Below are 21,524 nucleotides of genomic sequence, written 5' to 3'. Positions count from 1 at the left end.
ATCTCGCGGGACGAGGGCGTTGTGATGAGGGAAGTCCCTGATCACAACGTCCGGCATGCAAGGATTCGATGAGTCAGGTGAATGCCTCAATATCGTCAAGCGTGTCTGCGATCACGCCTTCCAGCGAGGGGAAGCTTTTCTTTACATCTTCCAGCGCTGAGAGAACGGCATCTTTGTCCAGCTCGCCGTACCTGCGAGCGATGTGGCCGAGAGCGGTAATGGCGGAGGAGACTACGGCTTCATTACTGCTGGCGAAATACTTCAAGCAAGTCTGTTGGGCCCAAATCCTGTCTTCTTCATTGAGGCCAATAGAAATCAGAGCCTGGATAACGTCTGTGTCTGTGCGGCTTTGAAGAAGTCTCACTGCTTCATCATGGCTAATAGACGGGTCTTTATAGGTCAAGCTCACTTCTTGGCTCCCAGAATGTTGCCTTTGTTATCCGTTTTCTTGGCTTTGATTAGCGCGTTTTTCACAGTGAATGCAAAAAATGAACCCGCTGCCTCCGATCACGGAGCAGCGGGTTTTTTCTTGCCTTTTACCTGAGGCGTTACGCAGCCATCGCCATCTCATCCAGCGTCGCGGCAACCGTGCTGGTCAGGCTCGGAAATCTGCGTTTGACGCTGTTAAGTGCCGGCATTACGCGTTCCCGGTCCAGTTTGCCGTGATCGCGGGCGAGCTGGACGAGGGCCTCGAGGGCGGCGGTGACGATGGATTTTCTTTCGCTTTCGAGCAGCAGCAGACAGGCTTTTTCGGCCCATTGGCTGTCTTTCTCGTTGAGGCCGATGGAGATCAGGGCGGCGACGACGTGTGCATCGGATTTGCTTTCCATGGTGTGTTCCTCAGGTCGTGGCATCGAGGGTGTCCAGCGCCCGGTTCACGGCGAGTTCGCCACACATCACCACTTGGGCGATGCCCAGGACGGTGCTGCGGTAGGGCGGGTCCAGCAGCGCGGCGAAGTCGCTGAGCATCACGCTGGCCGAGGCCATCGATTCGCAGGCGTGGGCCAGCAAGGCATGTTGATCGATGTGGGGGGCGATGAGGAACATGCGGCCGGGGCAGTGCTGTTTCGGGGCGGTGGGTTTCAGGTAATGGTCGAGGGCGCGCTCGGCGGCTTCGTGGAGTTTTTTGAGTCGGTTGTGGAGTAGGGAGAGGTTGGGTCGGATTCGGACGATACGTCTGTTTCCGGAGGATTAGGCGTTGGCTTGATCATTTGCTTGGAAACCTCCAATAGAGGCTGACACGTTCTTGCGACTAAACAATAGGTGGCAGCTGTACGCAGGTTAGTCGACCAGTATCCAAGCACTACTGGCGCGCCCTAGAGCGCCCTACGCACAGCCGCCATTGAGTTCAGGCGTGGGAATGCCTGACTGAAAAACAGCTTGCGAGCTTGGATAAAACGCCGAGCGACTAAACCCGTTCACTGACCATTCAGTGATGCGAATCAAGTTACGGGGAGGCTCCAAACCGCACAAGCCGGCGGATTCTGGCGTAGTTGTAGGCAAAGGCGCAAGGCAATGTAGCCTCCCGGATGGGGGCAAAATGATGCGTCATTTTTCAGTCCGCCATCGCGAGCAAGCTCGCTCCCACAGGGTTCTGTGTCGGCTTGTCAGGTGTGCCGGCTCGCGCATTTCTGCTTTGTGATACTGGATATTTAATAAGCCACTTCTAGCTTGATTTATATCGGTTTCGATATAGCCTGCATGGCACATCCAGCAAAAGGAAACAGGCTAAACCATGAAGGATCATCAAAATCCACCCCAACGTTTCGCAAGCGTCTGGGATGCACTGGAAGACACGCCGCAGGAAGCGGCCAACATGCGCCTGCGGGCCAAACTGATGCGTACGCTCTGCGAAACGATTCGTGCCTGGGAGCTTTCGCAAAAGGAGGCGGCCAAACGTCTTGGCATCACCCAGCCGCGCCTCAACGACGTACTCAACGGCAAAATCGACAAGTTCTCTCTCGATGCGCTGGTCAACCTGTCGGCCGCAGCGCAACTGGACGTAGACCTCTGCTTCTCGTCGTCCCCGCCACTGCAATGGGCCTGACAGACGAGGGTTCCCAGCGGCCCTGCATCTGAAAATCCTTCTAGAGGCGGCGCTGTCTGAAGCGCCGCCTCATTCTCCCAAATCAAATTTTCAAGCTGCGACGGACGGTCTAAACCAGGCCTTGCCCCTTCCGACCGGAACAGCGACCATGCTCGCCATATAGGGGTAGGGGGTATAGGTATGTCGCACACGCATGAACACAAAGGCGAGTTGCTCAACCGCGTCCGACGCATTGCCGGGCAGGTTCAGGCGGTTGAGCGGGCACTGGAGTCCGAGGCCGATTGTGCCAAGACGTTGCACCTGATGGCGGCGATTCGCGGCGCGGTCAATGGCTTGATGGAGCAGTTCATCGAGGCCCACGCCCGCGAGCATGTCGCCCATCCCGACCTCAGCGACGAAGCCCGAGCCCTGGGCGTGGAAGAGTTGCTGCAAGCCATCCGCCGCTATTCCAAGTGAGCACCGACACCATGAATCTGACGACGCGTTCTGACGACTTTTCCCACGACCACCAGTTCCTCGGCGCGTCCCATGACGACAACGCCCGTCGCACCTTGTGGGTGGTGGCGCTGACGTTCGTGATGATGATCGGCGAAATTGCCGCCGGTTACCTCACGGGTTCCATGGCGCTGCTGGCCGACGGTTTCCACATGGCGACCCACGCCGGCGCCCTTGGTATCGCGGCGGCGGCCTATGGTTTTGCCCGGCGCAATGCCAACAACCGTCGCTACAGTTTCGGCACCGGCAAGGTCGGCGATCTGGCGGGTTTTGCCTCGGCCATGGTGCTGGGGCTGGTGTCGCTGGGCATTGCCGGGGAGTCGGTTTTCCGTCTGTTCGAGCCCACCAGAGTGGCGTTCGGGGAGGCTACCTTGATTGCCGTGGTCGGCCTGGGCGTCAACCTGCTCAGCGCTTTTTTGCTGGCCGGCCATCACGGTCATCATGACCACGGCCATAGCCACGATCATGGTCATCATCACCATCACGACAACAACCTGCGTTCAGCTTACGCGCACGTACTCGCCGATGCGTTGACCTCGGTGCTGGCGATTGCCGCGCTGCTGGCCGGTCGTTATCTGGGCTGGGTCTGGATGGACCCGGTGATGGGCATTGTCGGTTCCATCGTCATCGCCAAATGGGCCTGGAACCTGATGCGTGACAGCGCCGCCGTGCTGCTCGACACCACCGATGAACCGGTGGCCGAGGAAATCCGTGAGCTGCTGGAAACCTCCGACGACGTGCGCATCAGCGACCTGCACGTCTGGCAGGTCGGCCCGCAGGCGCGGGCGGCGATTGTCAGCGTAGTCGCGGCGGCTGGCGTGACTGCCGAAGCGATTCGCGAGCGGCTGGCACCGGTGCATGAGTTGTCGCACCTGACCATCGAATTACGTAGCGCTTAAGTCGTCGCCTCGCAGAACAATGGAATCCGCCCATTGAGGGAAGGGCGGTAATGCCAGGTGAACCGGCTCAGGTCGATGTCATGGGCGAGGATTTCACCGACGGTGGCGCTGGCAATGGTCATCGCCATCCTTTGCCCTGGGCATTGGTGACGACCGCTGCCGAACGTGAAGCTGCGGCGGTTCGGGCGATCCGGCAGAAATTGATCCGGGTTTTCATTAAGTGCCGGATCGCGGTTGGCCGAGGCGAGCAACACCAGAATCACGTCACCTGCTTCAAAGCGAACGCCGTCGATTTCGCAGGTGTTCGCGACAAATCGTCGGGTGTTCTGCACTGAAGGATCGAAGCGCTGGACTTCGGCAAGCAGCGAATCGACTGACACGTCGCGTAATTCCGGCTGACGCCGCAACGCCACCAGCGCATTGCCGATCAGGCCGGCGGTGGCTTCGAATGTCTGCGAGCAAAGTCCGATGAGGTTGGCGATCAGCACGTCCTCTTTGCCTGAAAAGCGCTGTTGAATGTCGGCGAGAAACGGGTTCGGATCTGCCAGTAATTCAATGAAGTAACCGTGCAATTGCTCGGCCGCTCGATGGGCTGCCGCCAGTTGCAGGTCATTGCTCAACGGCGAAAGGCACGCTGAAAAATCGGCGGTCAGCTCACTGATCGTCCGCGCTTGTGCCGGAGTGAATCCGAGCAAAGCCGCGACCACGCATACCGGCCCGCGAAACATGCCCTTATATAAGCCGTCGGCATCGTTTGTGATCAACCGCGCGGCGACCAGCGCTTTGACATCTTCGTCATTGATAAGCCCCAGCGGCGGCTCAACGGCCGAACGCGGGCAACGCTGAGCTTCGCCATCATTCATCCGCATCAACTGGCCGAACACCTTGCCCGCCATGCCATCGGCAATCGCCTTGGGCACCGGCTCCTGCACCGGACGCACCCGGCAATCCGCATGCGCCAAAACCGCGCAAACCGCCCGGGCACTGCTGGCCACCCACAGTTTCAGTCCGTGATGAAAGGTCAGCCCGCCCGCCGCGCGCAGTTCGGCGTAGTAAGGGTAGGGATCGGCGTGAGTCGCAGCGATGATCGGGTCCATGGATCGCAACCTTGTCGGTGGGGAAAGTGTTGCTACTATCTCCAGTCCTTGGGGGCGATGATTCGTCCGGGAGCGAAATATGCACGCAGAACATCAAGACATCGGCGTCTCGCAAGTGGCCGCCGCCATCGCGGAACCGGCGCGAACCAAAATGCTGTGCTCGCTGATGGACGGCCACGCCCGCACCGCCACGGAGCTGGCGACCCTCGCCGACGTCAGCGCCTCCACCGCCAGCGCACACCTGGCCAAACTCAAGGACCTGGCGCTGGTGCGCCTGCACGTGCAGGGCCGCCACCGTTATTACAGCCTCGCCGACAAGCGCGTGGCTCAGGCCCTCGAAGCGCTGATGGTGATCGGCCAGAACCCCGCACCGACCTTCAAACCCCACACGCCCGATCGCCTGCAATTTGCCCGCACCTGCTACGACCATATGGCCGGCACGCTGGCGGTGTTGCTGCATGACCGGTTGCTGGAGGGCGGTTGGCTGGTGGAAACCGATGAGCGGGCGTACCGCTTGAGCGAGAGCGGAGAGGCGCTGTTCGAAGGGTTGGGAGTCGAGGTCAGGGATCTTTCGACGTTACGCCGACGGTTCGCTTGCCCATGCCTGGACTGGAGCATGCGCCGGCCGCATCTGGGTGGATCGCTTGGAGCGGCGCTGTTGCAGATGGCGTTGAAGCGCAAATGGGTGACGCAGTATCTGGACAGCCGGGCGCTGACTTTGACGGCGGCGGGGCGTAAGGAGATGACGGCGCGGTTCGGGGTGAAATGGCCCGATATGACGCAGCCTGTCTCCGTGCGTAAATCCCCGGCCATCGCGCCCGCCAGCCGCGTGCAGTAAGCGCGACCGACGAAGGGTTGTTTTACGCCTTGTCGCCCGTGAGCGGACTCTATACTGTATATGCGAACAGTATAAGGTCCATGCCATGCAACTCATCGACAAGCTCAGCATCCTCGCCGACGCCGCCAAGTACGACGCCTCCTGCGCCAGCAGTGGTGCGCCCAAGCGCAGCTCCGAGGGCAAGAGCGGGCTGGGTTCGACCGATGGCATGGGCATCTGTCACAGCTACACGCCGGACGGGCGTTGTGTGTCACTGCTCAAGGTGCTGCTGACCAATTTCTGTCTCTACGACTGCCAGTACTGCGTCAATCGCCGTTCCAGCGACGTGCCGCGGGCGCGTTTTACGCCGGAGGAAGTGGTGACGCTGACCCTGGATTTCTACCGGCGCAATTGCGTCAGTGGATTGTTCCTCAGTTCGGGGATCATCCGTTCGGCGGACTACACCATGGAGCAACTGGTGCGTGTTGCGAAGCTGTTGCGTGAGGAGCATGAATTCCGTGGCTACATCCATCTCAAGACCATTCCCGAAGCGGATCCCGCGCTGATCGAAGAAGCCGGGCGCTATGCCGACCGCTTGAGCGTCAACATCGAATTGCCTACCGATGCCAGTTTGCAGACGCTGGCGCCGGAGAAGCAGATCGGCTCGATCAAGCAGGCGATGAACACCATCTACACCGGCGTGCAGACCGTGCTCAACGAACCCCGCGCCCCGAAGTTCGCCCCGGCCGGGCAGAGCACGCAGATGATTGTCGGTGCCGATGACACCGACGACAGCACCATCCTCCACAGTGCTCAGGCGTTGTATGGCAACTTCCGCCTGCGTCGGGTCTATTACTCGGCGTTCAGCCCGATTCCCGACAGCCCGAAAAGCGTGCCGCTGGCCGCGCCGCCGCTGATGCGTGAGCACCGCTTGTATCAGGCTGATTTCCTTTTGCGCGGCTATGGCTATACCGCTGGTGAATTGCTCAAGGGGCCGGGCAATCTGGCGTTGGACATCGACCCGAAACTGGCCTGGGCGCTGCAGAATCGCGAGGTGTTTCCGCTGGACCTCAATCGCGCCGAGCCGGCGTTGATCTCACGCATTCCCGGCATCGGCCTGCGTACCACCGAACGTCTGGTGGAACTGCGTCGACAACGGCGCATTCGTTACGAAGACGTGGCCCGCATGCGCTGCGTATTGGCCAAAGCCAAGCCATTCATCATCACCAGCGACTATCACCCGCAGCAGGCAGAAGTCACCAGCCAGATGCTCTATCAACAGTTGCGCGACCGGCCGATGCCGCAGCAGATGGGGTTGTGGGGATGATCAATCTCGATTGCGATGACTTGTTCGACACCTGGCGCCAACAGGCCCGCTGGCTGCTCAGCCATGAAATCGATCCGAGTCTGGTGAGCTGGGCGTCGGAAGGGGTAAGTGATCTGTTTGCCAGTGACGTGTCGGTGCCTGAAGGGCAGGGACCTTTTCAGGCGCGTATTCCGCGTGCATTGCTCGACACCCTGGAACAAGCGTCACGCTACCGTGGCGATCAGCGTTGGAGCCTGCTTTATGAGGTGCTCTGGCGCGTCAGCCATGGCGATCGCACGGCAATGATGGCCGGCGACAAACTCGGCAGTGAGTTACAGCGGCGGATCAAACAGGTGCAGCGTGAAGCCCATCATTTGCATGCGTTCGTGCGCTTCATCGAGCGACCGCCAGAGCTGCCGGGCCCGCAATACGTGGCGTGGCACGAACCGGCCCACGACATTCTGCACAGCGCCAGTGAACACTTCATCGGCCGCATGGGGCGCCATCGCTGGCTGATCGCTACGCCCCGCGACGGGGTTTATTACGATGGCGAACAGTTGATCCATCAGCGCCAGTGCCCGCTGGAATGGCAGCAATTGGCGCAGAACGTCGACGATCCGCAGGGCGAGTTGTGGCTGGCGTACTACAGCCACATCTTCAACCCGGCGCGATTGAACGAGAAGGTCATGCAAGGGCATTTGCCCATGCGCTTCTGGAAGAATCTGCCGGAGGGGGAATTGATCCCCGGATTGATTACCCAGGCGCGCATGGGCAAGCAGCAGAACGGGCAGGCCGGCGGCATCGCCGGGCGTGGCGGAAAGCGCATTGCCTTGAAACAGGTGGAGCGTGAATCGTCCGTTCAGCGCGTCGCCGAAGCCATCAACAAACCAAATCCGGCAAAGGTCACCCCCGAGACTTTCGCCGTCAGCCAGGACCCTTTCGGGCTCGACAGCCAGCCTTTGGCGGCATTGGCGAGCAGCGCATAGCTGCCGTGCACCAGAATCACCAGCACGGCATAAGAGGCCACCAGTTTGAAGAACTGTGGGAGGAAAGCCTGTGCGGTGTCGATGAACTGCGGGAACACCGCCAGAAAGAAGAAGATGGCTTTGGGATTGAGAAATTGCAGGGACGCGGCTTCCAGAAAACGGTAGCTCGGGCGCGATGGGCGGACGTCTTGCAGCGTACGGAAACGATCCGAACGCCAGCTCTTGAAACCCAGGTACAACAGGTAAGCGGCGCCGGCGTATTTCAGCACGGTAAAAGCCCTCGCCGAGGCGCTGAGGATCAGGCCGACACTGGTTGCACTGACGGCGGCAACCACGAAGGCTCCCGAGGCAATTCCCAGAATCCCTGGCACCGCGCCGGCCCAGCCCAGGCGTACGGCGTTGGACAGGGTCAACACCACGCCCGGGCCGGGGCTTAAAATGGTCAGGGTGGCAAAGAGTACAAAGAGTCCGTAGCTGTGCATGTCTGGCTCCGTCGGGGCTCGTGTTTGGGCGTGCGGGCAGATTGGCGTGGCGACAGACGTGTGACAAACGCTTTAAATGCAGCGCATACGTGACTAAATTAGACCCATGAACAAATCACTCCCGCCGCTCAATGCGGTTCGTGCCTTTGCGGTCGCCGCCCGTCACCAGAGTTTCACGCTGGCGGCCGAAGAACTGCACGTGAGCCACAGTGCCGTCAGCCGGCACATCAAATTGCTGGAAGAACACCTGGGTGTGTTGCTGTTCGAGCGGCGTATCCGGCAATCGCTACTGACGCCTGCCGGCCAGCGTTTTTATCAGCAGGTCAGCGCCGGTCTGGCGCAGATTGCCGACGCGGCTGCCGAGTTGCGGCAGCAGGCCGCACGGCCGACCGTGACCATCAACACCCGACCGTCCTTTGCCCAGTTGTGGCTGATGCCTCGGTTGGATGACTTCACGGCAGAACATCCAGACATCGAACCGCAGGTGATCACCCAGACCCGCTCTCCGGATCCTGCGCGAGACAGCTTCGACATCGTCATCCGCCGTGGCCGCGACGACTGGGCGCCGACCATCGAATCGCACGCGCTGTTTGAAGATGAGTTGCTGATGGTGGCGGCGCCCGAGCTGATCGAGCGAATCCCCTTGGCGGACCTTGCGGATCTGGGCCGGCACACTTTGCTGACCGTCAGGGCCCGACGCGAAGACTGGCACCACTGGGCGCTGCGTTTTGGCCAGAGTCAGAGTTCCAGCCAGGAGATTCGTCAGTTCGATTACATGCACCGAGTCATGGAGGCCGCCGTGGCGGGTGAGGGCGTCGCATTGTGCCCGACCACGTTGCTGGGCACGCACCTGTCGAGTGGTCGACTGGTCTGTCCGTTGCCTGATTTACGGATGCCGCTGCCCCGTTATTACTACGGCGTTGCACCGCAGGCCTCTGCAGCGGCCCAGGTGTTTCTGGCGTGGCTGCAAAAACAGACCCCATGAAAAAGCCCCCATCGATCACTCGATGGGGGCTTTTTTGCATCTGGGCGTCAGATCAAACCTTGACGATCCAGCCGGCTGGCGCTTCGACGTCGCCGGTCTGTACGCCGGTCAGCTCTTTGTAGAGCTTCTGGGTCACAGGGCCGACTTCGGTTTCGCTGTGGAACACGTGCAGGTGGTCGTTGTAGCTGATGCCGCCGATCGGGGTGATCACCGCAGCGGTACCGCAGGCGCCGGCTTCCTTGAAATCCGACAGCTTGTCGATGAACACGTCGCCTTCGACCACTTCCAGGCCCAGACGGGACTTGGCCAGTTCGATCAGGGACAGACGGGTGATGCCCGGCAGTACCGACGGCGAGTTCGGGGTCACGAACTTGTTGTCGTGGGTGATCCCGAAGAAGTTGGCCGAACCGACTTCCTCGATCTTCTTGTGGGTCAGCGGATCCAGGTAGATCGCGTCAGCGAAGTGCGCTTTCTTGGCCTGGGAGCCCGGCATCAGGCTGGCGGCGTAGTTGCCACCGACCTTGGCGGCACCGGTGCCTTGTGGCGCGGCGCGGTCGAAGCTGGAAATCTGGAAGTTGTGCGGGGTCAGGCCGCCCTTGAAGTAGGCGCCGACCGGGATCGCGAATACCGAGAAGATGAACTCCGGCGCGGTACGCACGCCGATGTTGTCACCCACGCCGATCACGAACGGACGCAGGTACAGCGCGCCGCCGGTGCCGTAAGGCGGGATGAAGCGCTCGTTGGCGCGAACCACTTCCTTGCACGCTTCGATGAATTGCTCGGTGGACACATGCGGCATCAGCAGGCGGGCGCAGCTGCGCTGCATGCGCGCGGCGTTCTGGTCCGGACGGAACAGGTTGATCGAGCCGTCCTTGCAACGATAGGCCTTCAGGCCTTCGAAGCATTGCTGGCCATAGTGAAGGGCAGTGGAACCTTCGCTGATGTGCAGCACGTTGTCTTCGGTCAGGGTGCCTTTGTCCCACTCGCCGTTGCGAAAGTACGACAGATAGCGTTTATCGGTCTTGATGTAGTCAAAACCCAGCTTGTCCCAATTGATGCTTTCGTTACCCATGACACCCTCTATCACTTAACAACCGTCGAAACGGTTCAAGGCTTCTGACGTTTTTTTGGATGGGCACAACAATACTTCATTCTTGAGCGGTTTCGCAGCCCGGGCGATGGGGGAGCAGCAGATTTATTAGCCTGCTTATGAAAAAACTTCCCCGCGTCGGTTCTTTTGATCGTTCCCACGCGGAGCGTGGGAACGATCTGAGGCTGAGAGTTACAGGTGCAACGCATGCCCGAGGGCACGCAACGCCGCTTCCTGCACCGCTTCACCCAGGGTCGGGTGCGCATGGATGGTGCCGCCGATGTCTTCCAGTCGCGCGCCCATTTCCAGGCTTTGGGCGAACGCGGCCGACAGCTCCGAGACCCCGACACCCACTGCCTGCCAACCGACAATCACATGATTGTCCCGACGAGCGACCACCCGCACGAATCCGGTTTTCGATTCCAGGGTCATCGCCCGGCCATTGGCCGCGAACGGGAAGTTCGACACGATGCAGTCCAGCCCAGCGGCTTTCGCTTCGTCCGGCGTCTTGCCGACGACCACCAGTTCCGGGTCGGTGAAGCACACGGCGGCGATGGCGGTCGGGTTGAACTCGCGGGTCTTGCCGCTGATCAGCTCGGCGACCATCTCGCCCTGGGCCATGGCGCGGTGGGCCAGCATTGGCTCGCCGCTCAGGTCGCCGATGGCGTAGACGTTGCGCATGCTGGTCTGGCAACGACTGTCGATCTTGATCGCCGAGCCGTTCATGTCCAGGTTCAGCGCTTCGAGGTTCCAGCCCTGGGTATTGGGTTTGCGACCGACGGCCACCAGCACCTGATCGGTTTCCAGGTTCAGGGTGTCGCCATTCGGATCACGCACCTGCAAGGTGCCGTCGAAACCCAGCACGCTGTGCTTCAGGTACAGCTTCACGCCCAGTTGCTTCAGCGCTTCGTGCACCGGTTGGGTCAGCTCGGCATCGTAGGCCGGCAGGATGCGATCCTGCGCCTCGACCACACTGACCTCGGCGCCGAGCTTGCGATAGGCAATGCCCAGCTCCAGACCGATGTAACCACCGCCGACCACGATCAGGCGTTTCGGAACCGACTTCGGCGCCAGCGCCTCAGTTGACGAAATGATAGGCCCGCCAATCGGCAGGATCGGCAGGTTGACGCTTTTCGAACCGGTGGCCAGTACCAGATGTTCGCACTGGATCCGGGTGTCGCCGACTTCAACGGTCTTGCCGTCGATGACCTTGGCCCAGCCGTTGATGACCTGAACCTTGTTTTTCTTGAGCAGCGCGGCGACGCCAGTGGTCAGGCGATCGACGATGCCGTCCTTCCATTCGACGCTTTTAGTGATGTCGAGGGTCGGCGCGGAAACGCTGATGCCCAGTGCCGAATGCTGATTGTGATGCTGAGTCTGGTGAAACTGCTCGGCCACATGAATCAGCGCTTTCGACGGAATGCAGCCGATGTTCAGGCAAGTACCGCCCAGCGATTCACCCTCGACCAGAATGGTCGAAATGCCCAGTTGCCCGGCACGAATGGCCGTTACATAACCGCCGGGGCCGCCGCCGATGATCAGCAGCGTGGTGTTCAGAGATTGCATGCCATCACTCCACAAACAGGGTCGCGGGTTGTTCGAGCAGACCACGAATGGCCTGGATGAAGAGCGCCGCGTCCATGCCGTCGACCACGCGGTGATCGAAAGAACTGGAGAGGTTCATCATCTTGCGGATCACCACCTGGCCTTTGACGACCATCGGGCGTTCGACGATTTTGTTCACGCCGACGATGGCCACTTCCGGCAGGTTGAGCACCGGGGTGCTGACGATGCCGCCAAGGGCGCCGAGGCTGGTCAGGGTGATGGTCGAACCGGACAGCTCATCGCGGCTCGCCTTGCCATTGCGGGCGGCGGTGGCAAGGCGGGAGATTTCCGCCGCGCTGTCCCAGAGGCTGCGCGCTTCGGCGTGACGCACCACCGGTACCATCAGGCCGACATCGCTTTGGGTGGCGACGCCGACATGCACCGCGCCGAGGCGAGTGATGACCTGGGCTTCGTCGTCGTAACGGGCGTTCATCTGCGGGAAGTCGCGCAGGGCGACGACCAATGCACGTACGAGGAACGGCAGCAGGGTCAGCTTGCCACGGCTGGCGCCGTGTTTTTCGTTCAGGTGGGCGCGCAGTTCTTCAATCGCGGTGACGTCGATTTCCTCGACATAACTGAAGTGCGCAGCACGCTGAGTGGCGTCCTGCATGCGCTGGGCAATCTTGCGGCGCATGCCGATCACTGGAATCTGTTCTTCATCGTTGCGCTGGGCGTAAGCGGCGGTGACCGGCGCCGAAGCGTTCGACTGACCTTGGGCCAGATAAGCCTCGAGGTCTTCGTGCAACACGCGACCGGCCGGACCGGAACCGCGCACCAGACGCAATTGAATGCCCAGGTCCAGCGCATGTTTGCGCACGGCCGGCGAGGCCAGTGGGCGCTCATCGGCTTCCCGGGCCACCATCGGGCCCTGGCAAACCGGAGCCATACGTGGCGCGGCAGGTTTGCTTTCAACGACCGCTTCAACTTTCGGTGCGGCAGGTGTTTCTTTCGCTGCAACAGGCGCCGGTTTGTCGGACTCTTTCAGATTGCCCGCACCTTCAACCTCGATGCTGATCAGCACACTGCCGACCGCCATCACTTCGCCCGGCTGACCGCCGAGCGCAATCACCTTGCCGTGTACCGGCGACGGAATATCCACCATCGCCTTGTCGGTCATCACATCCGCCAGCACTTGATCTTCAACGACCAGATCGCCGACCTTGACGTGCCACTGCGACAGTTCTACTTCTGCGATGCCTTCGCCGATGTCCGGCATCTTGATAACGTGCGTGCCCATTCAGACCTCCATGACCCGTTTCAGCGCCGCACCCACTCGGGACGGCCCTGGGAAATACGCCCACTCTTGCGCGTGCGGGTAGGGGGTGTCCCAACCGGTGACGCGTTCGATCGGCGCTTCCAGGTGGTGGAAGCAATGCTCTTGCACCAGCGACACCAGTTCGGCGCCGAAACCGCAGGTGCGGGTGGCTTCGTGTACCACGACGCAGCGGCCGGTTTTCTTCACGGATTTGACGATGGTTTCCAGGTCCAGCGGCCACAGGCTGCGCAGGTCGATGACTTCAGCGTCCACGCCGCTTTCTTCGGCGGCGACTTGCGACACGTAGACGGTGGTGCCGTAGGTCAGCACGGTGACGTCCTTGCCCGGACGGGCGATGGCGGCGACGTCCAGCGGCACGGTGTAGTAACCGTCAGGCACCTGTGCTGCCGGGTGTTTCGACCAAGGGGTTACCGGGCGTTCGTGGTGGCCGTCGAACGGGCCGTTGTACAGGCGTTTCGGCTCCAGGAAAATCACCGGGTCATCGTTTTCGATGGAGGCGATCAGCAGGCCTTTGGCGTCATACGGGTTGGACGGCATGACGGTGCGCAGGCCGCAGACCTGGGTGAACAGGGCTTCGATACTCTGGCTGTGAGTCTGGCCACCGTAGATGCCGCCACCGCAAGGCATGCGCAGGGTCATCGGCGCGGTGAATTCGCCGGCGGAGCGATAACGCAGGCGAGCCGCCTCGGAAATGATCTGGTCGTAGGCCGGGTAGACGTAGTCGGCGAACTGGATTTCCACCACCGGGCGCAGACCGTAGGCACCCATGCCCACGGCGGTCCCGACGATGCCGCTTTCGGAGATCGGCGCGTCGAACACCCGCGAGGTGCCGTACTTGGCCTGCAGGCCTTCGGTGCAACGGAACACGCCGCCGAAGTAGCCGACGTCCTGGCCGAACACCACCACATTGTCGTCACGCTCAAGCATCACATCCATGGCCGAGCGCAGGGCCTGGATCATGGTCATGGTGGTCGTGGTCATGGCGGTTTCCAACTGAATATTGTTGTTGTGGTCGTTCATGTCAGATCCCCAACTGCTGACGCTGGCGCTTCAAGTGCTCCGGCATCTCTTTGTAGACGTCTTCGAACATGGTCGCGGCGCTTGGAATCTGGCCGCCGGCGAGGGTGCCGTACTGTTCGGCCTGTTTCTGCGCGGCGATCACTTCGGCTTCGAGCTCGGCGCTGACGGCGGCGTGCTCTTCTTCCGACCAGTGGCCGACCTTAATGAGGTGCTGTTTCAGGCGGGCGATCGGATCGCCCAGCGGGAAGTGGCTCCAGTCATCGGCAGGACGGTATTTGGATGGATCGTCAGAGGTCGAGTGCGGGCCGGCACGGTAGGTGACCCACTCGATCATGGTCGGGCCGAGGCCGCGGCGGGCGCGTTCGGCAGCCCAGGCGGAGGCGGCGTAAACCGCGTAGAAATCGTTACCGTCGACGCGCAGGGAAGCGATGCCGCAACCGACGCCGCGTCCGGCGAAGGTGGTGGCTTCACCACCGGCGATGGCCTGGAAGGTCGAGATCGCCCACTGGTTGTTGACCACGTTGAGGATAACTGGCGCACGGTAGACGTGAGCGAAGGTGAGGGCGGTGTGGAAGTCCGATTCGGCGGTGGCGCCGTCGCCGATCCAGGCCGAGGCGATTTTGGTGTCGCCCTTGATCGCCGAAGCCATGCCCCAGCCCACGCCCTGGATGAACTGGGTGGCGAGGTTGCCGGAAATGGTGAAGAAACCGGCGTCCTTGACCGAGTACATGATCGGCAACTGACGACCCTTGAGCGGATCGCGCTCGTTGGACAGCAGCTGGCAGATCAGGTCGACCAGCGGTACGTCGCGGGCCATCAGGATGCTTTGCTGGCGGTAGGTCGGGAAGCACATGTCGTCGGTGTTCAAGGCCAGGGCCTGGGCACTGCCGATGGCTTCTTCGCCAAGGCTTTGCATGTAGAACGACATTTTTTTCTGACGCTGGGCGACCACCATGCGGTTGTCGTAGATCCGGGTCTTGAGCATGGCGCGCATGCCTTTGCGCAGGATCTCGACCGGTACGTTCTCGGCCCATGGGCCAAGGGCGTTGCCCTGGTCGTCGAGCACGCGGATCAGGCCACGGGCCAGGTCGGCAGTGTCGGCGGGTTCAACGTCGATGGAAGGTTTGCGCACCGTGCCGGCATCGGTCAGATGCAGGTAGGAGAAGTCGGTTTTGCAGCCTGGGCGGCCCGAAGGTTCAGGGACGTGCAGACGCAGCGGTTCGTACGCTTGGGTCATGGCTTCTACGCTCGATCTTGTGAATTTCTTGTAGTGAGCTGGCAGTCATTCTTCGATAAAAGAAATCTTGTCCTACAACAATCATAGGCCCGGGCAAGAAGAATATTTCTCTCTGTTTCGTTGCGCTGGAGATCATTTGCAGATAGAAAATCTGCATAAACATAAAAAACAGGTGGTTTTGTCTCATGCGCAAACTGGACCGTACCGACATCGGCATTCTCAACAGCCTTCAGGAGAATGCGCGCATCACAAACGCCGACCTGGCCCGTTCGGTCAATCTGTCGCCGACACCGTGCTTCAACCGGGTCAAGGCGATGGAAGAACTGGGGCTGATCCGTGAGCAGGTGACCCTGCTGGATGCCGATCTGCTCGGGCTGCACGTGAACGTGTTCATTCACGTGAGCCTGGAGAAGCAGGTGGAGGAAGCTTTGCAGCATTTCGAAGAAGCGATTTCCGACCGCCCGGAGGTCATGGAGTGTTACCTGATGGCCGGCGACCCGGACTATCTGATCCGGGTACTGGTGCCGACCATTCAGTCCCTTGAGCGCTTCATGATGGACTTCCTGACCAAAGTGCCGGGCGTGGTCAACATCCGTTCAAGCTTTGCGCTCAAGCAGGTGCGCTACAAGACCGCTTTGCCGTTGCCGGCGAACGGTTTGACCCTTGGCAACTGATCGCTGGCCGGGTTACAGGCGGTCATATCGATAATTCAGCTCCGTCGTATGGATTGCCTGCCCAACCGTGAATGTTTGGGCCCAGGGGGCGGGTTCATTCTCCGGGTGGAAAACCAGCGCAGTTTCATTCATTGCATCCGGATCGCCTTCACTGGACGTAAATGCCGGGAGGCGCGGATGTTGATGTTTCCAGCGCTCCCACAGCAGATCCATGTAGCAGTGATGCAGGAAGAAGATCGGGTCGTTCGGGGACGCCGCTTGTAGCATGTTGCCACCCACCCAGGCGTGAACCGGGTTGTGCAACTCTCTTTCCGCCACGTTTTCCCAACCCGCCGGCTCCAGCCAGTAGGGCGTCCTGTTGAGGGCAGAGATGACGACGTCTTCCGACGGCAAGGCGCCTTCTGCACCCAGGTTTCGAAGCAGGCCCGTGTTTCCCGGTGCCTCGTCCCACACCGCCACTTCAAATTGAGAATGCTCCCGGGAAAACGGGCCGGTGGTGACGCGCTGCTCCAGCGTGTTGTCGCCGTTTCCCCCATGAAGTCGGAGGTGAACGGGTTGTCCGCCCCCCGAGTTGCCAGTTCCAGTAGGGCAAGGTGATACCGGGATTATTGACGGCGGCTTGCAGGGCCAGCTCGAACTGGCGGATCAGAATCCGGTGCCAGGGAAAGAACAGCGGACTGCCGTGCGGATTGGGGACCAGCGGGTTGCCCCGGCCCATCGAATTCTTGTGGATCTGGACAAAGTCGTCGTAGCGGCTCTGCTGGCCGGGTCGCAGCACGCTGTCGACATTGTTTTTCAGCCTCAGAACCGCGTCGATGAAAGCGGATTTCTCATCCCGGGACAGATCCCGGTGGTTGCGGCGAATATCCATATTGCCAAAACTCCATTGGTTGATTGCCCAATGAAGTCTGCCTGCTGGCCGGAATTAAACCAGTTCATGGTTATCGACGCGTGATGTGGGAAAAGCTTCCTTCATCACGCCCTGTACAGTTTTTTCTTATAGCGCATTGATTGGAATCTTCAGGTACGTCACGCCATTTCCTTCCGGCGGCGGCAGATTCCCCGCCCGCACATTGACCTGGATCGCCGGCAGCAGCAGGGACGGCATGCCCAACCCGGCATCACGTTTGGTGCGCATCTCGACAAAAGCGTTTTCGTCGATGCCGTCATGTACATGGATATTGCTTTTACGTTGTTCGCCCACGGTGGTCTGGCACTGTGAGGCGCGACCTTGCGGCGGGTAGTCGTGGCAGACGTAGAGTTTCACGCTGGCGGGGAAGGCCAGCAGTTTGTGAATCGAATTGAACAGTTGATGTGCATTGCCGCCGGGGAAGTCGCAGCGGGCGGTGCCCACGTCGGGCATGAACAGCGTGTCGCCGACCAGGATCTGCTCGCCGTCGATCAGGTAGGCCATGTCCGCCGGTGTGTGGCCGGGAACGTGCAGGGCGGTGGCCTTGAGGTTGCCGATCAGGAAGGACTCGTTCGGCGCGAACAGGTGATCGAACTGCGAGCCGTCGACACGAAATTCCGGCTCGAGGTTGAACAGCGCCTTGAACACGTTCTGCACTTTGCTGATCGATTCGCCGATGGCGATCTTGCCGCCCAACTCGCGGCGCAGGTACGGCGCGGCGGACAGGTGATCGGCGTGGGCGTGGGTTTCCAGCAGCCACTGCACTTGCAGACGGTGGGCGCGCACGAAGGCAATGATTTTGTCTGCCTGGGCCGTGCAGGTGCGGCCGGCGGCGCCGTCGTAGTCGAGCACCGGATCGACGATCGCGCACTGTCCGCCATCGGCCTCGTAGACCACGTAGCTGTAGGTCGAGGAGGCGGGGTCGAGGAAAGCTTCAATCAGCGCGGGCATGGACAGGGTCCTGTGCAGGAAGGTGGAAAGTCAGGGTTGCAACACTTTATGTAAACACATAATGTCCGCAGCTTAAGTGACGTTGAAGGCATCCTGCAAATGCAATCCAGTCTGACCGAATGTGAAGTCGCCCAACTGCGCGCCTCGGCCTCCAAGGCCTGTTCGCTGCTCAAGGCCCTGGCCAATGAGGACCGGCTGCTGATCCTGTGCCAGCTGACCCAGGGCGAACGCAACGTCGGCGAGCTGGAGAAAATGACCGGCGTGCGCCAGCCGACCCTGTCCCAGCAATTGGGCATCCTGCGTGATGAAGGGCTGGTCGCGACCCGACGTGAAGGCAAGTACATTTTTTACGGTCTCGCCAGTCATGAGGTCATCCAGGTGATGAAAACCCTGTCCGGACTCTACTGCGGAGCCGTACTCAAAAGCTGGGCGCAATAGACCCGGCTATCCTTGCGTGCAGCAATAAGGAACAAGCAATGAACGATCAACACTGGGGCCCATCCATCAGTGCAGACATCGTGGTCATCGGCGGCGGCACCGCCGGCATCGGTTTTGTCGCCAGTCTGCTCAAGCGTGATCCGCACCTGAAAGTGACGGTGATCGAGCCGAGTGCCCAGCATTACTACCAACCGGCGTGGACGCTGGTCGGCGGTGGTGCCTACGACGCCAGAGACACCGCCCGACCGATGAACAAGGTGATGCCGCGTCAGGCCACCTGGATTCAAGCGGCAGTGACGGCCATCGATCCCGACACACGCCAGCTCACCCTCAACGATCAGCGTACCGTCAGCTACCAGAACCTGATTGTCTGCCCCGGCCTGCGCCTGGCTTGGGAGAAGATCGAGGGCTTGCAGGAAAACCTCGGCCAGCACGGCGTGACGTCCAACTACAGCTATCAGCACGCGCAATACACCTGGGATCAGGTGCAGAAACTGCGCGGCGGCAAGGCGCTGTTCACTCAGCCGGCAATGCCGATCAAATGCGCAGGCGCGCCGCAGAAGGCGCTGTACCTGTCCTGCGATCACTGGCTCAAGAACGGCGTATTGAACAAGGTCGAGGTTGAATTCAACCTGGCCGGCGCGGCGCTGTTCGGCGTGGCGACGTTCGTGCCACCGCTGATGAAGTACATCGAAAAATACAACGCCCGCCTGGCGTTCAATGCCAATCTGGTCAAGGTCGACGGCCCGGCGAAAACCGCCTGGTTCGAGGTCAAGGATGCCGACGGCAACGTCACTCAGGTGGCCAAGACCTTCGATCTGCTGCACGTCGTGCCGCCACAGGTTTCCCCGGACTTCATCGCACAAAGTCCGCTGGCCGACGCCGCCGGCTGGTGCGAAGTCAACCCGCACAGCCTGCAACATCCGCGTTACCCGGAGGTATTCGCACTCGGCGATATCTGCAACACCACCAACGCGAAAACCGCTGCTGCCGTGCGCAAGCAGGTCGTGGTGGTTGCCGAGAACCTGCTGGCCCAGCGCAAGTCTCTGGCGTTGCCGTTGAAGTACGACGGCTACGGCTCCTGCCCGCTGACGGTGGAGAAGGGCAAGGTGATCCTCGCCGAGTTCGGCTATGGCGGTAAGTTGCTGCCGACCTTTCCCCTCGACCCGACCGTGCCACGGCGTTCCGCTTGGTGGTTGAAGGCATCCCTGCTGCCGTGGTTCTACTGGAACGGCATGCTCAAGGGGCGTGAGTGGCTGACGAGTCTGTCCAAAGTCGACTGAGAACTCCCTATGTTGCTGGCAAGTCTGTTTGGCGTGGTGATGGGATTGATCCTCGGGCTGACCGGGGCCGGCGGCGGGATTCTCGCGGTGCCGGCGCTGGTACTCGGTCTGGGCTGGACGATGACGCAAGCGGCGCCGGTGGCGTTGTTCGCCGTGGGCAGTGCGGCGGCAGTCGGGGCCATCGACGGTTTGCGTCATGGACTGGTGCGCTACCGAGCGGCGCTGTTGATCGCGGCGCTCGGGGCGGTGTTTTCACCGCTGGGGATCTACTTCGCGCACCAGTTGCCTGAGAAAATCCTGATGATCCTCTTCAGCCTGCTGATGGTCATGGTGGCCTGGCGCATGCTGCGTCGCGAACGCCAGCAAGAGGGGCCGAGCGATCATGGCCACGCCAGTTGGGGCCAGAAGAACTGCATGCTCAATGAACAGACCGGCCGTTTCGACTGGACCGCCAAATGCACCGCAACCCTCGCAGCGTTGGGCGCGGTCACCGGTGTGGTGTCCGGGTTGCTGGGCGTCGGCGGCGGGTTTCTGATCGTGCCGGCCTTCAAGCAACTGACCGATGTGCAGATGCGCGGCATCGTCGCCACGTCGCTGATGGTGATCAGCCTGATTTCCGCCATTGGCGTGATCGGTGCGTTCCATGCCGGGGTGCGGATCGATCATTTGGGTGCGGCGTTCATCGTGGCCAGCATTGTCGGCATGATCATCGGGCGCAAACTTTGCGCGCGAGTACCGGCGAGGACATTGCAGGTGGGATTCGCCAGTGTGTGTCTGGTGGTCGCGGCTTACATGCTGCTGCGGGCCTGAGTCGTTGAGCAGAGAAAAATCGCAGCCTTGGCTGCGATTTTTCTGTCACTGGTTGTACGCCGCCTCGGTGTTGTCGATCAGCGGGTTTTTCTCGGTCAGCACCACCTGGGCAATCTGATCCTTGCGCATGAATGTCACCTTCGGATGGGATTGCGCATAACGGATAAAGCGCTCCATCGCCTCGACCATCGCCGGCGTGCCGCCGATGCGGTCGTGCAGACTCACCGACATCATCCGCCGCTTGCTCGCGCCTTCGGGGTAGAGGCGATCGAATTCCAGCACCAGTTGCTGATAGAACTGCTCGGCGGAGAAATGCCGGCCTTCGACCAGCACAATGTCGTTATTGCGCAGGGTGTAGGGCACCACGGCGAATTTGCGTCCACGAACCATGGTCACGAAAGGTTCGTCGCGGCTGACATCGTCAATGTGGTAGGTGAAGTTCAGATCCTGCAGCACCTTCAGCGTATTGGGACTGCGCCGCAGCCAGTTGGCGTTGTAGCCCACCGAGCGCTGGCCGGTGATTTTCTCTACCGCCGCGACGCCGTCACCGATGAACTGTTTTTCCTGGGCGTAGTTCATGTTGTACGAATCGGCCCAGCGCATGCCGTGGGCCGCCAGTTCATGGCCGCGCTCGGCAATCGCTTTGGCCAGTTCCGGGTGCTTGAGCGCCGCCTCACCGACCACGTGGGAGGTGACCTTGATGCCGGTGCGATCCCACAGATCGAGCATGCGCCACAGGCCTTCCTTGTAGCCGTAATCGAACCAGGTCTGCGCCGGTAAGTCCGGATAACCTTTGGGTAGCGGCGTGCCGGAGAACGGACTTTCTGCGCCCTCGGGCTGGCCGCCTGTTTCAAATTGCATCGACACCGAAATCACCAGTTGCGAGCCATCCGGCCACGGGCGTTCCTGGGCGAAGGCGAGGGCGGGCAGCAACAGGGTGGCTGCCAGCAGGTTTTTCAGCAGACGCGGGGAGCGTTGCCAGCGGGGCGTGGTCATAACGGGCACCTTGCAGGTTGAGAAGTGCGGCAAGGTTGGCATCCGCTACGCTTGGGAAAAATCCGCTGCGGGCGAGATGACCTTTAAACAAAATTTACGAATCCACCACTGACTTGTGGG

23 protein-coding genes and 2 pseudogenes are annotated in these 21,524 nt (G+C 60.9%); 11 read left to right on the top strand and 14 right to left on the bottom strand.

Annotation, left to right across the window (positions count from 1 at the left end; all coding sequences use genetic code 11):
* Positions 1-73: 73 nt before the first annotated feature.
* The 3 genes and pseudogenes from R1A29_RS16900 to R1A29_RS16890 form a co-directional block, all read right to left on the bottom strand.
* Complete coding sequence (locus tag R1A29_RS16900; protein WP_438298980.1) at positions 74-409, bottom strand: hypothetical protein; 336 nt, start codon at positions 407-409, stop codon at positions 74-76.
* 139 nt (positions 410-548) lie between these two features.
* Positions 549-830, bottom strand: a complete 282-nt coding sequence (locus R1A29_RS16895; RefSeq protein WP_408984728.1) for a hypothetical protein — start codon at positions 828-830, stop codon at positions 549-551.
* A 10-nt stretch (positions 831-840) separates the two neighbouring features.
* Positions 841-1,211 (bottom strand): annotated as a pseudogene (locus R1A29_RS16890) (DUF6124 family protein).
* Between the two features lie 524 nt (positions 1,212-1,735).
* Between R1A29_RS16890 and R1A29_RS16885 the strand changes: the two are divergent.
* The 3 genes from R1A29_RS16885 to dmeF all read left to right on the top strand — a co-directional run bounded on the left by R1A29_RS16885 (position 1,736) and on the right by dmeF (position 3,441).
* Entirely contained in the window at positions 1,736-2,047 is a 312-nt protein-coding gene (locus R1A29_RS16885) for a helix-turn-helix domain-containing protein (protein WP_438298979.1), read from the top strand.
* Between the two features lie 180 nt (positions 2,048-2,227).
* Positions 2,228-2,503: a metal/formaldehyde-sensitive transcriptional repressor gene (locus tag R1A29_RS16880; protein WP_438298978.1), complete on the top strand. Its 276-nt coding sequence runs from the start codon at positions 2,228-2,230 to the stop codon at positions 2,501-2,503.
* Between the two features lie 11 nt (positions 2,504-2,514).
* On the top strand, positions 2,515-3,441 hold the full coding sequence (gene dmeF / locus R1A29_RS16875; protein WP_438298977.1) for a CDF family Co(II)/Ni(II) efflux transporter DmeF: 927 nt from the start codon (positions 2,515-2,517) through the stop codon (positions 3,439-3,441).
* Here dmeF and R1A29_RS16870 read toward each other — a convergent pair.
* Complete coding sequence (locus R1A29_RS16870) at positions 3,438-4,538, bottom strand: cytochrome P450 (protein ID WP_438298976.1); 1,101 nt, start codon at positions 4,536-4,538, stop codon at positions 3,438-3,440. The genes dmeF and R1A29_RS16870 overlap by 4 nt on opposite strands.
* A 79-nt stretch (positions 4,539-4,617) precedes the next feature.
* On the opposite strand from R1A29_RS16870, the gene R1A29_RS16865 reads away from it, so the two are divergent.
* The 3 genes and pseudogenes from R1A29_RS16865 to R1A29_RS16855 all read left to right on the top strand — a co-directional run.
* Positions 4,618-5,376, top strand: coding sequence for an ArsR/SmtB family transcription factor (locus R1A29_RS16865; protein ID WP_438298975.1), 759 nt, complete (start codon positions 4,618-4,620; stop codon positions 5,374-5,376).
* An 85-nt stretch (positions 5,377-5,461) separates the two neighbouring features.
* A complete protein-coding gene (locus R1A29_RS16860) occupies positions 5,462-6,682 on the top strand; it encodes a putative DNA modification/repair radical SAM protein (protein WP_134826288.1) in 1,221 nt (406 codons plus the stop codon).
* Positions 6,679-7,497: pseudogene (locus R1A29_RS16855) on the top strand (TIGR03915 family putative DNA repair protein); the annotation flags it as partial. The gene R1A29_RS16860 and the pseudogene R1A29_RS16855, both read left to right, overlap by 4 nt.
* Positions 7,498-7,520: 23 nt before the next feature.
* On the opposite strand, the gene R1A29_RS16850 reads toward R1A29_RS16855, so the two are convergent.
* Positions 7,521-8,129, bottom strand: coding sequence for a LysE family translocator (locus R1A29_RS16850; RefSeq protein ID WP_438298974.1), 609 nt, complete (start codon positions 8,127-8,129; stop codon positions 7,521-7,523).
* Between the two features lie 106 nt (positions 8,130-8,235).
* On the opposite strand from R1A29_RS16850, the gene R1A29_RS16845 reads away from it, so the two are divergent.
* Positions 8,236-9,114 carry a LysR substrate-binding domain-containing protein gene (locus tag R1A29_RS16845; protein WP_438298973.1) on the top strand — a complete coding sequence of 293 codons (879 nt, stop codon included), beginning with the start codon at positions 8,236-8,238 and terminating at the stop codon, positions 9,112-9,114.
* Positions 9,115-9,166: 52 nt separating this feature from the next.
* On the opposite strand, the gene R1A29_RS16840 is transcribed toward R1A29_RS16845, so the two are convergent.
* The 5 genes from R1A29_RS16840 to R1A29_RS16820 form a co-directional block, all read right to left on the bottom strand.
* Positions 9,167-10,186, bottom strand: coding sequence for a branched-chain amino acid aminotransferase (locus R1A29_RS16840; protein WP_085711531.1), 1,020 nt, complete (start codon positions 10,184-10,186; stop codon positions 9,167-9,169).
* Positions 10,187-10,396: 210 nt separating this feature from the next.
* Positions 10,397-11,770, bottom strand: a complete 1,374-nt coding sequence (lpdA, locus tag R1A29_RS16835) for a dihydrolipoyl dehydrogenase (RefSeq protein WP_438298972.1) — start codon at positions 11,768-11,770, stop codon at positions 10,397-10,399.
* A 4-nt stretch (positions 11,771-11,774) separates the two neighbouring features.
* Positions 11,775-13,046: a dihydrolipoamide acetyltransferase family protein gene (locus R1A29_RS16830; protein ID WP_438298971.1), complete on the bottom strand. Its 1,272-nt coding sequence runs from the start codon at positions 13,044-13,046 to the stop codon at positions 11,775-11,777.
* On the bottom strand, positions 13,047-14,105 hold the full coding sequence (locus R1A29_RS16825; RefSeq protein WP_085711528.1) for an alpha-ketoacid dehydrogenase subunit beta: 1,059 nt from the start codon (positions 14,103-14,105) through the stop codon (positions 13,047-13,049).
* Between the two features lies 1 nt (position 14,106).
* Positions 14,107-15,342 (bottom strand): 3-methyl-2-oxobutanoate dehydrogenase (2-methylpropanoyl-transferring) subunit alpha, encoded by a 1,236-nt coding sequence (locus tag R1A29_RS16820; protein ID WP_114883893.1) that lies wholly within the window; start codon positions 15,340-15,342, stop codon positions 14,107-14,109.
* A gap of 185 nt (positions 15,343-15,527) precedes the next feature.
* Between R1A29_RS16820 and bkdR the strand changes: the two genes are divergently transcribed.
* A complete protein-coding gene (gene bkdR, locus R1A29_RS16815; RefSeq protein ID WP_438298970.1) occupies positions 15,528-16,016 on the top strand; it encodes a Bkd operon transcriptional regulator BkdR in 489 nt (162 codons plus the stop codon).
* A 12-nt stretch (positions 16,017-16,028) separates the two neighbouring features.
* On the opposite strand, the gene R1A29_RS16810 is transcribed toward bkdR, so the two are convergent.
* The 3 genes from R1A29_RS16810 to R1A29_RS16800 form a co-directional block, all read right to left on the bottom strand.
* Positions 16,029-16,409, bottom strand: a complete 381-nt coding sequence (locus R1A29_RS16810; RefSeq protein WP_438298969.1) for a tyrosinase family protein — start codon at positions 16,407-16,409, stop codon at positions 16,029-16,031.
* Between the two features lie 67 nt (positions 16,410-16,476).
* Positions 16,477-16,887 carry a tyrosinase family protein gene (locus R1A29_RS16805; protein WP_438298968.1) on the bottom strand — a complete coding sequence of 137 codons (411 nt, stop codon included), beginning with the start codon at positions 16,885-16,887 and terminating at the stop codon, positions 16,477-16,479.
* Between the two features lie 126 nt (positions 16,888-17,013).
* On the bottom strand, positions 17,014-17,877 hold the full coding sequence (locus R1A29_RS16800; RefSeq protein ID WP_438298967.1) for an MBL fold metallo-hydrolase: 864 nt from the start codon (positions 17,875-17,877) through the stop codon (positions 17,014-17,016).
* Between the two features lie 99 nt (positions 17,878-17,976).
* Here R1A29_RS16800 and R1A29_RS16795 point away from each other — a divergent pair, with 99 nt between their 5' ends.
* Genes R1A29_RS16795 through R1A29_RS16785 form a run of 3 tightly spaced genes read left to right on the top strand, consistent with a single transcriptional unit; the run spans position 17,977 to position 20,408 of the window.
* Complete coding sequence (locus R1A29_RS16795; RefSeq protein WP_007952897.1) at positions 17,977-18,315, top strand: ArsR/SmtB family transcription factor; 339 nt, start codon at positions 17,977-17,979, stop codon at positions 18,313-18,315.
* A gap of 38 nt (positions 18,316-18,353) precedes the next feature.
* Positions 18,354-19,598 (top strand): FAD-dependent oxidoreductase, encoded by a 1,245-nt coding sequence (locus R1A29_RS16790; RefSeq protein WP_438298966.1) that lies wholly within the window; start codon positions 18,354-18,356, stop codon positions 19,596-19,598.
* Positions 19,599-19,607: 9 nt separating this feature from the next.
* Entirely contained in the window at positions 19,608-20,408 is an 801-nt protein-coding gene (locus R1A29_RS16785; RefSeq protein WP_438298965.1) for a sulfite exporter TauE/SafE family protein, read from the top strand.
* Positions 20,409-20,453: 45 nt separating this feature from the next.
* On the opposite strand, the gene R1A29_RS16780 is transcribed toward R1A29_RS16785, so the two are convergent.
* Positions 20,454-21,404, bottom strand: a complete 951-nt coding sequence (locus R1A29_RS16780) for a polysaccharide deacetylase family protein (RefSeq protein ID WP_438298964.1) — start codon at positions 21,402-21,404, stop codon at positions 20,454-20,456.
* Positions 21,405-21,524: the final 120 nt, after the last annotated feature.

It is taken from the genome of Pseudomonas sp. NMS19W (assembly GCF_051554255.1).
In the GTDB taxonomy this organism is placed as follows: domain Bacteria; phylum Pseudomonadota; class Gammaproteobacteria; order Pseudomonadales; family Pseudomonadaceae; genus Aquipseudomonas; species Aquipseudomonas kribbensis.
The sequence above is the reverse complement of the archived record's forward strand: the minus strand, read 5'-3'. Positions and strand labels throughout refer to the sequence as shown.